The sequence below is a fragment of the Zavarzinia sp. genome, from assembly GCF_041650655.1.
GTDB lineage: Bacteria > Pseudomonadota > Alphaproteobacteria > Zavarziniales > Zavarziniaceae > Zavarzinia.
This window is the reverse complement of sequence record NZ_JBAZKR010000253.1, coordinates 1-2,816: the sequence shown is the minus strand read 5'-3', so window position 1 is coordinate 2,816 and position 2,816 is coordinate 1. Positions and strand designations below refer to the sequence as shown.

Annotated in this window: 2 protein-coding genes and 2 pseudogenes; all 4 read right to left on the bottom strand. The window is 66.3% G+C overall.

Going from position 1 to position 2,816, the window contains the following annotated elements:
- Nucleotides 1-413, bottom strand: a pseudogene (gene actP, locus WC493_RS23115) (cation acetate symporter); the annotation flags it as partial.
- Entirely contained in the window at nucleotides 414-704 is a 291-nt protein-coding gene (locus WC493_RS23110; protein ID WP_373068977.1) for a DUF485 domain-containing protein, read from the bottom strand. It abuts the pseudogene before it with no gap.
- A gap of 175 nt (nucleotides 705-879) precedes the next feature.
- A complete protein-coding gene (locus WC493_RS23105; RefSeq protein ID WP_373068975.1) occupies nucleotides 880-1,878 on the bottom strand; it encodes a serine/threonine protein kinase in 999 nt (332 codons plus the stop codon).
- A gap of 92 nt (nucleotides 1,879-1,970) precedes the next feature.
- Nucleotides 1,971-2,816, bottom strand: a pseudogene (locus tag WC493_RS23100) (hypothetical protein); the annotation flags it as partial.

Genomic DNA, 2,816 nt, shown 5'->3' with positions numbered 1-2,816 from the left:
ACGCCGGCGCCGACCATCTGCGGAATCAGGTAGAAAATTGAAACTATCAATGTGCTGATGGCGGCGGTCAGCTTGATCCCGCGCGAATTGAATTTCGCGTCCAGCGCGTCGGTGAAGGTGTACTTCCCCAGGCGTTTCATCGGCTCGGCCACTATGAACAAGGCCACAATCCAGCCCGCCAGGTAGCCTATCGAATAGAGAAAGCCGTCATAGCCGGCCGTGGCGATCATGCCGCAGATCCCCAGAAATGAGGCCGCCGAAAGATAATCGCCGGCGAAGGCGATGCCGTTGACCGACCAGTGGATGGTCCCGCCGGCGGCGTAGTAGCCGCTGGCCGACTTGGCCCGCCGCGCCAGGTAGAAAGACAGGCCGAGCACCGCGGCGACGAATATCAAAAAGATGAAAATGGCCATTCAATGCTCCTTCTTCGCATCGATCGCGCTCAGCTCTTTTTCCTTGAGCGTGCACAGCCGCGTATAGACCAGAGCCAGGATCAACGCGAAGACTATCAGGCCCATGCCGTAGACCACCGCGAGGTTGAGCCCTAAAAACACGGTGCCTTCCATCGCCAGCGGCGCAATGACGTTGATGGCGACGAATCCCGCGTAGATGAGCGCATAGACCAGGAACATTCTCGCTCCGATGCGACTTTTATAATCGGTGCCGTAGTCCTTGCCTTGGGGGGCAGCCGGTGCGTGAAGCATGAAGAGCCTCCTTTTGCGTTCGATACCCGCCTATAATAATATAGAAATCCGTATTTTCAAGCGGTCGACGGCCGAATTCTTGGAATTATAAATAAAATTCGGCCTGAATTCACTTAAGCACGAATTTATGCGAGCACGCGGAGCCCCGGCTTCGGCGAAAAAGGCTGACGCATCCCTATTCCCGCAGGGTCTCCTCGACCACTTCGGCCTGGACCCTCAAGTCTTCGACTTCCTTGATCCAGAAAGCCTCGTTGCCCCAATCCGGGAAGCTCGCCGCGAACCAATGGTCGCCGCGCTGGCGGGCCCGCCAGGCCAGGAAGTAGATCAGGCGCATGAAGCGCAGCGGCTCGATCAGAGCCAGAGTGCTCCGGTCGAAGGGCGAGAACTGTTCGTAGCCGTCGAGCAGCATGGCCAGCTCGCGGGCGCAGTCGGCGGCGTAGCCGGGCAGGAGCAGCCAGAGGTCCTGCACGGCCGGGCCGTTCATCATATCGTCGAAATCGATCACCAACAGGCCCGCTCCGGGCCGGTCCAGAATGTTGCCGCGGTGGCAGTCGCCGTGGATACGCAGGGTCTCGAGGCCGTCGAAGCGCGGGGCGATCAGGCCCAGAATCCGCGAACAGATCGACTCGAAATCGCCGCGATACTTGGGATGGACCTGCCCGTCGGCCAGGAGCTCCGCGACGAAGCCGGCCGTCAGTCCGACCGGCTCGAGCAGCGCCCGAGCCGGAGCGGTCCGCCGCCGGCCGGCCGCGTGCAGCCTGCCAACGACCGAGCCGAGCCTGAACCAATCCTCATCCGATTCGGCGTCGAAGTTGCGCCCGCCCATTTTCGGGAACAGGGCGAAGCGGAAGAGCTGCCCGGCCTCCCCGCCGGCCAGGGCGAGCTCGTGCAGGCTCGATCCGTCCGGGCCGGCCAGCGGCGCGGCCACCGGCAGCTCGGCTTCGGCGCAGTCGGCCAGGAAGCGGTGCTCGTCCAGGATCGCTTCGCGGCTCCAACGGCCAGGCCGGTAGAATTTCGCCACCAGCGCGGTCCCGTCCTCGCCGCGCAGGCCGTAAACGCGGTTGACGTAGCTCGGATAGGGATTGAGGGTGCCGTCGAGCACGAGGCCTGCGGCGCGCTCCACCCCGGCCACGACGGCCTCGGGAGTGAGCGGATCGAATGAAGCTCCGGGCATCCGCCTACTATGCTGGAGCGGCAGCTTTTGCGCAACCGCCTGCTCTACTACAAGGGGAAATTCGCCCTGGGGGCGGGGCCCCAGGCGCCGGCTTAATCGTCGCGCTCGTCGAACAGGAACCCGCCGTCGACCAGCCTGGCCCGCCTCAGGGCCGGCCGGCGCGGAACGAAGAAGGCCAGCTCGGCCAGATCGCGCAGGCCGGCCTTGAGCTGGCGGCCCAGCTCGGCCGGATCGTGGGCGAAGCGCGTCTCCAGCCCGGCCGCGGCCGCCGCTTCGTCCAGCGCCAAAAGCCGGTCGGTGACGGCGAACCATTCGACCAGGTCGACCGCCGCGGCTGCCAGCTCCGGCCGGCCGCGCCGGGGGAACTCCTCGGCCAGGAAGTCCTTGGCCAGGCCTTGGGCGGCCTGTTCGCTAGTCTTGGCCGCGCTCGGGACGGCCGGCCGGCCGGCCGTCCATTCGGCGAAATCGGCCAGAAGCTCGGAGGGGCGCAGGGCCAGCGCGTCGAGCGCGAGCTGGAACCAGGCCACCGCCCCGGCCCGCACGTACAAGAGCCGGCAGGCCTCGGCCAGGCCGGCCGCCCGGCCCAGCTCGGCCGCGCTCATCCCGGCGCTCGAGACGACGGTATAGGGCGGCTCCGGCAGGTGCAGCAGGCCCAGCCCGGCCGCGGTTTCGGCCAGGCGCGTGCCGGGCAGGACCGCCAGCGGGAAAAGGTCGAGATGGTTGGGCGCGAGGCCCAGCGCGTAGTCGAGCGAAGCCCTGAAGCCGGCCAGGTCGTCTCCCGGCAGCCCGTAGACCAGGTCGAAGCCATACACGACGCCCGCCTCGTGCAGCAGCAGGGCCTTTTCGCCGAAATCTTCCGGATCGAAGTCGCGGCCGACCGCGGCCAGCACGGCCGGATCGGCGCTCTGCAGCCCTAGCTGCACCGAGCAGCCCAGCCC

Bases quoted from the DNA above. Each gene is read 5' to 3' on its own strand.
- WC493_RS23110 (WP_373068977.1), bottom strand. From the start codon at position 704: ATGCTTCACGCACCGGCTGCCCCCCAAGGCAAGGACTACGGCACCGAT.
- WC493_RS23105 (WP_373068975.1), bottom strand. From the start codon at position 1,878: ATGCCCGGAGCTTCATTCGATCCGCTCACTCCCGAGGCCGTCGTGGCC.